General features: G+C 37.0%; 5 protein-coding genes and 1 pseudogene. 3 read left to right on the forward strand and 3 right to left on the reverse strand.

Translation table 11 applies throughout. From position 1 onward, the window contains the following. Positions 1-77: 77 nt before the first annotated feature. A pseudogene (locus MOC09_RS11560) lies at positions 78-1,010 on the reverse strand (ribonuclease YeeF family protein); the annotation flags it as partial. Between the two features lie 208 nt (positions 1,011-1,218). On the opposite strand from MOC09_RS11560, the gene MOC09_RS11565 reads away from it, so the two are divergent. After that, a complete protein-coding gene (locus tag MOC09_RS11565) occupies positions 1,219-2,346 on the forward strand; it encodes a tetratricopeptide repeat protein (protein WP_268370548.1) in 1,128 nt (375 codons plus the stop codon). Between the two features lie 791 nt (positions 2,347-3,137). Here the strand turns inward: MOC09_RS11565 and MOC09_RS11570 are convergent. Continuing rightward, positions 3,138-3,533: a VOC family protein gene (locus MOC09_RS11570; RefSeq protein ID WP_268363039.1), complete on the reverse strand. Its 396-nt coding sequence runs from the start codon at positions 3,531-3,533 to the stop codon at positions 3,138-3,140. A 578-nt stretch (positions 3,534-4,111) separates the two neighbouring features. Further along, positions 4,112-5,140, reverse strand: coding sequence for a fatty acid desaturase (locus tag MOC09_RS11575; protein WP_268362982.1), 1,029 nt, complete (start codon positions 5,138-5,140; stop codon positions 4,112-4,114). 241 nt (positions 5,141-5,381) lie between these two features. Here MOC09_RS11575 and MOC09_RS20240 point away from each other — a divergent pair, with 241 nt between their 5' ends. Continuing rightward, the gene (locus tag MOC09_RS20240) at positions 5,382-5,624 is read left to right on the forward strand and encodes a molecular chaperone TorD family protein (RefSeq protein WP_419900969.1); all 243 of its coding nucleotides are present in this window, start codon (positions 5,382-5,384) and stop codon (positions 5,622-5,624) included. A gap of 223 nt (positions 5,625-5,847) precedes the next feature. Continuing rightward, positions 5,848-6,051: a cold shock protein CspC gene (gene cspC / locus MOC09_RS11580; RefSeq protein WP_133953637.1), complete on the forward strand. Its 204-nt coding sequence runs from the start codon at positions 5,848-5,850 to the stop codon at positions 6,049-6,051. The last annotated feature ends 349 nt before the right edge of the window (positions 6,052-6,400 follow it).

The following is a 6,400-nucleotide window of genomic DNA, read 5'->3' on the forward strand; positions in this document are numbered from 1 at the left end:
GGGACACTTAAGACTGTTGTAATTGTTTTTGCAAGTTTTAGTTCCATAGGGAGCTGTGAAAATTCCCATGCGCCTACAACCAAGTCCTTGATGCCATATATCGTATCATCAATCGCATCGTTAAGCCCATCATTAACCCCATCGATAATATCCAATGCCGTTTTACCTGCATTGATTACACTTTCACCGACAGACTTCAGCTGTTTTGCTTGTTCTAGCTGCACCACATACTGTAACTGTGCAGGCTGAAGGTTCTCATATCCAATTTTCTTCGCAATTTCTAAATACTCATCCGGATCTGAGACACCATTCGCAAGCTTTTTCTTTAAGTCTTTTATCTCTCGTTCCTTCGCTTCCTCTTTCTTAATCTTCAAATAGGCTTCAGTCTGTTTCTCAATATCACCTTTTTTTATGTATATCACTTTCACGGTACGCCTTAGCGTTGTAGTGGATGGGCGTAGCGTTTTTGCCTTTGCCTGTTGCTTCTTTGATCTTTTGAAATCTGACTTGATGAATTGTTCATTTGGCTCTGACAGGGCATATTCTGTCAGTAAATCTTCGTCAAGATCACCTAGTTTTTCAATTGTTTTTTTGCGTTTATCATTGGCATCTGCAAGCTCATCCTTGAAGGTTTCTGTTGAAAACAAGTCGAGCGGGAGGATGTCGTCAATGTCGTTTAGGATATCTTTCATGGCTTTTTTCTGTTCAGACATGATGGACTTTGATTTTTTATGGGCGTTAGCCAGTTCATGTTCTAAAAAAGACTCTTCAATATAAGCATCAGAGAGACCTTTGTCTTCGACAGCTCCGGCAATGCTGTTAAAAAATGCGATCTTCATGTCAATGTAGTCGATCCATTGATCAGTGACACCAACATGATCGTGATAGAATGCTTTAATGTTATTAGCGCCTTTACCTGAGAATTCGCTGTTGTCTAGTTCAGCGATGCTTTGTAAAGCTTTTCTCAAGTTGACCATTTGCGTCCTTAGTTCTAAATATTCTTTGGCGCGTCTGTAGCTTCAAAGACTTTCATAATCATACCCTCTCATTTAATCGTATAACAAAATATTGCCATGGAAGAAAGAAGAAACGAACCTAAAATTAACTTGATTGATCATATCAAAGATAGCGAATAAAAAGTTTGCGGTTTTTTTGCGGTTCAAACACTTTTTGGAAATGTTAGAATATTACATAAAAAGACATAAAAGGAGGGGTCCTGTGAATCCGGTTTTATCATCGTCAGAAGTTGGCGTAAAGATCAATGAATGGTATAAAATGATACGTCAATTTAGTGTCCCGGATGCAGAGATTTTAAAGGCTGAGGTGGAGCAAGAGATCAATCAGATGGAGGAAGATGAGTATTTACTTATTTACTTCTCTCTAATGAAATTCCGTCATCAGCTCATGTTAGATTATTTGGAACCCGTAACAACACGGATAAGACCAACTATTGACGAACTTCTTGAAAAAATTGAGACTTCAAATAAAGGCATATCTGGTCTTTTGTCGTATTATTCTCTGTTTTTCAGAGGGATGTACGAGTTTGATAAGAAACAATACATGAAAGCTATCTACTATTATAGAGAAGCTGAAAAGCAGATTATACATGTCCCTGATGAGATTGAAAGGGCAGAGTTTCATTTTAAGTTAGCTGAAGCATATTATGGTATGAAGCAAAGTCATGTGTCTATGCATCACGTTAAACAAGCGTTAGATATCTATAATCAATATGAACTTTATAAGGTGCGTAAAGTTCAGTGTATGTTTGTTATCTCAGGGAATTATATTGATTTTAAACGTTATGAAAAAAGTCAGCCGCATCTTGAAAAGGCATTAGAGTTATCTAAGGAATTGAATAACAAAAGGTTGATCAGTTCTGCACTATATAATTTAGGCACTAATTTTGCTGACAGTGGTGATTACGAGCAAGCAGAAGTATTCTTGAAGCAAGCTGTGGAGATTACAGAAAAAGAAAAGCTCACAAACTTGCCACATTCTTTATTTTCTTATGCAAAAATCCTTTTCAAACAAGGAAAAATGAATGATGCTATCCAAGTAAGTAAGAAAGGTTTGTCAGCAGCTCTTTATCAAGGTGATGAGCTTTTCGCAAAATTACAGGGTTATTTAAAAGCTCTTTATGTCGATGCGGTGGATCAACATGGAGTTAATCAAACCATAGAATACTTAGAGAAGAATAAGAACTATTCTTATGTTGAAGACATTGCCTGTGAGACCGCAGCTGCTTATGCAAACTCAAAAGAATTTGAAACATCTTATGTTTATCATCAGAAAATGGTTGAAACTCAAACACAAATTCAAAGGGGAGAATGCCTGTATGACTTTTAAAAAGAGGTTAAGCATTATCCTGGGTTTGTCATTTGTTTTAGTATGTGGTTTCGGTACCGACTTTACAGAGAACCAAACTCAAAACACATTTCATATTGCTTCGGATCGTCTTCAAACTTGATAATACTACCCTAAACCTCCTTCATAAATGGAGGTTTTTTTATTTGATATCAACAGAAACAATGGAATTAAATACGATATAATTAGTATCCCCATTTAAATCCTTGAGCCCTAACCTTATTTTTTTTGAGAGAAAAAGGCAATAGGGCACTGCAATAACTTTTGGTTCTCCAAGAAATCTCTCAGATGGGAATTAAGTGGTTTTGGGATCCCAATCATGCAAAAAGACGCCATCTTATAATAGAATAGCGCCCGATTGTTGAATACCTTATCTGTCTAACTTAGTGAGTTACATTTAAAGTGATTTTGAGGTTTGGCTGACCAATAACACTAGCTGCCCGGAATCAAACGAATCCCCTTCAAGGAGCTTAAGACAATGAACCATCGAATATGTCTTCAGGAATTTCCAGCTCGGTAGCATTAAAGCTTGTAAAGCGAACAGCATTTTCCGATGCCGTGATGACAACAGCGTATTTTCTGTTATTCGAAAAATGGGCTTCTTACTGTATGCATTCATGGACATCCATTATATCCTTATGGACGACTTATATAAATTTGTAGAGAGTTTCTTTGCCAGGGTTCTTTTAACGTTTCAATAAAATCGGTTACTTCCTGAATCATTTTGCATACACTCTTTTTTACGTAGAGAATTTTTTTGAATTTGGGATGGTTTACGGTTTAGTAATCATCCATGTAACACCAAATTTATCAATCACTTCTCCATAGTATGCGCCCCATGGCTGCAAAGCAAAGGGATATTTGTTTTCTCCACCCTCACCAAGCTTGGCATATGCCTCTCTTGCTTCGCTCTCATTATCATAGGTTAAAGCAAGACTGATGCTACGATTACCGACCACTTGTTCAAAGGAATCAGAAAGCATTAGGACATTGTTTCCAGCTATCACCAAAGACAGATGCATAACTTTATCCTTCATTTCTTCTGGAGTTCCTGGTACCTCACCGAATGTTTTAAGTGATACAATTTCTCCACCAAGTGATTCTACGTAAAAATCCGCTTGGCTTCTTGCGTCCTCTGACATTAGATAAGAGTTTAATTGTGCTCCCATGTTTTCAACAACCTTTCCATTCTTATTTGTCTTTCTGCCAATACAACGAATACGACTTAACGAAATATACAAAGGAAAAAACTTTTTGTAATTTTTTGACATGTAGAGTTATTTCATTAAATTGGTTTCCGTAATAGAACATTTGAGTCCCTTAAGCCCCCCTATCCTCCTAGATTGCTTTCGACAATTACTTTCGACGGCAAGTAGAAAATTCCTGCCGGTCATAAAAGGGTAGTACGGACGTTTATTGTTTGTGCTCACCAATTATTAACCATAATTCATATAAACCTGTAGAAATGATGTAAAGTGAGGTTAGAAAGTGCACTGAAAACAAGTTTTCAAAACCAATATTATGGATTTACTATGTTGAGGGTCTAGTGGGTGAATAACCCGTAGCTGGAGATTCAAGTCTTCTCGGCCGCATACCAATAATACCAAGGGTTTAACCACCTTTGGTATTTTTTTGTTGCAAGTGCATTGCATTAAAAAAGTGCTGACCTCTGCACAAAACCTTTGCGCGAGTCTGCACTTTTATTCTGCAAGATACACTGCCCATATCAACGATTATGGGAGTTTATTTAATCCGTTCTTACCCGAGCTGATACTTGGCTTTTAGAAGTTCTTTTTAAGTGCTTAAAACTAACAAATTTTTTGCCATCTTCATCCCATAGGCGGAACTTTAACGACTTAAGACTTGTTGCCAGTGTAATGGTCGGAACGTTTTGCAATGGTTCCGTGTTGTTATGCACTTTTTCAAGCTTATAGTTTGGGACCCTCGGGCTTAAATGATGAACATGATGGAAACCAATATTGCCTGTAAGCCATTGCATGACTTTGGGAAGCTTGTAAAAAGAGCTCCCTTCAACAGCTGCTTTTACATATTCCCAATGCTCATCTTCTTCAAAATAAGAATCCTCAAACGTATGCTGAATATAAAACATCCAAATTCCGAGAGATCCCGATATCATAAAAATTGGCGTCTGAACCATTAGGAAGTTTTGCCAGCCGATAGCCCAACATAAAAGTGCTGCCAAAGCGACGATCCCCAGGTTTGTTACATACGTATTCATCCGTTCTTTGCGTTTTGCCCCTTTACGATTAAAACGATTGGTAATCCCGAAGACGTAAATCGGCCCAATAATAAACATAACAAACGGATTTCTGTACAAGCGGTACATGAATTTTGTCTTAGTTGAGGCTTCCTTATATTCCTCAACGGTCAGTACCCAAATATCGCCTGTACCGCGTTTGTCCAGGTTGCTGCTTGTCGCATGATGGACAGAATGATCGTGTGCCCAATGATCAAAAGGGTGCAGAGTCAGAATACCCGTTATTGTTCCCAGGATTCGATTCGCCTTTCTGTTCTTAAAAAAGGAATAGTGGCAGCAATCATGAAAGATGATGAAGGTTCTTACTAAAAAACCTGCCGCCACGACAGAAATGGCTAATGTAAGGAAATAAGAAATGGACAAGCTCTTATATGCCAAATACCATAGCAGGAAAAAAGGTACCAATGTGTTAATGATTTGACAAATACTTTTTTGTAAATCGGACGTTTCATAGGGGGTAACCAGTTTTCTCAAAGTCCTTAGGTTTTGTTTATTCATTCTATAAAAGTTTCCCCTTCCCTAAAGTTCTTCATCTAAGTATAGAAAACGTTTTATTACCTATGAAGTCCCAGCTGTCATACTCCATATATGATAAGTATCATGGTTTTGTTTTGATTTGCCCGCCAGCTAAGGATCCTTTTCAAAAGCGGTTAAATAAATCGGTTTTCCAATTCCTCTGTAAAATGATTGGAAATGCGAAACTGATTTAGCTCAATTAGATCTTTATTAGAGAGACAGCCTGGTACAAAAGGTATATAAAGATTATACCCATCTCTTTATCAGGCCAAACTCTCACGCTGCCCCCCTATGGGAATCTGCTTATTTGAACGTGAACATTGATTGTTTGAGGTATCGTGCACATTCCAGAAAACAGCTGAGCTTTTTAAAGAAATCCTTAACAATCCATAATGGTGTACTATTAAGCAAAGAAAAAAGTTTGAAGACACTCGTGATTCATTACCACGGTGTTTTCAAACCATAGTTATTAATGGGTCTCTTATTCTGTCTCCCGTATCCACATGTTTAATAATTCCATAAAAAACGATAATATTAATTTGTAATTATTTCCGTTCTGTGCTATGATAAAGAAGAATTATTTTTGTTCGTGTAAAGGATAGTATGAATATCGACTTTTCGTCTTGATGATACTTTGGGCAGGGATAGTATAATACAATGTGTGGTTAAACGCACTAGGAGGCAAAAAAATGGAACAAGGTACAGTTAAATGGTTTAATGCAGAAAAAGGTTTTGGGTTTATCGAACGTGAAAATGGAGACGATGTATTCGTACACTTCACTGCAATCCAAGGTGACGGCTTCAAATCTTTAGACGAAGGTCAAAAAGTAACGTTTGACGTTGAGCAAGGTGCTCGTGGAGCTCAGGCTGCTAACGTTCAAAAAGCTGCTTAATTTTCAAATCGTTTATACAAACAGGCTCTTTATAAAGGGCCTGTTTTTTTATGTTCTTTGTATTATAACTCAAAAAACCCTACTCAACGTTCGAGTAGGGAGATGGTAAAAGGTAATAGAAAAAGATTTANNATGCGAAATGTATATAAATTAATTACTTACTTACTTACTTTTCTTTTCGAGTACAAACTAGAATTTATTCTTTCTTTTTTCTCTAACCTTTAATTTAAGTACAAGACTTGACAATCTCAAGTCCTACAAACCATTTTTAGATAATCGATTTGTGAACCCTTTACTTTCTGGTTACTCTAATAGATATGCGAACAATTGCAAGTCATAATTTCCTTCT

Source organism: Bacillus sp. N12A5, assembly GCF_026790125.1.
Classification (GTDB): domain Bacteria; phylum Bacillota; class Bacilli; order Bacillales; family Bacillaceae; genus Bacillus.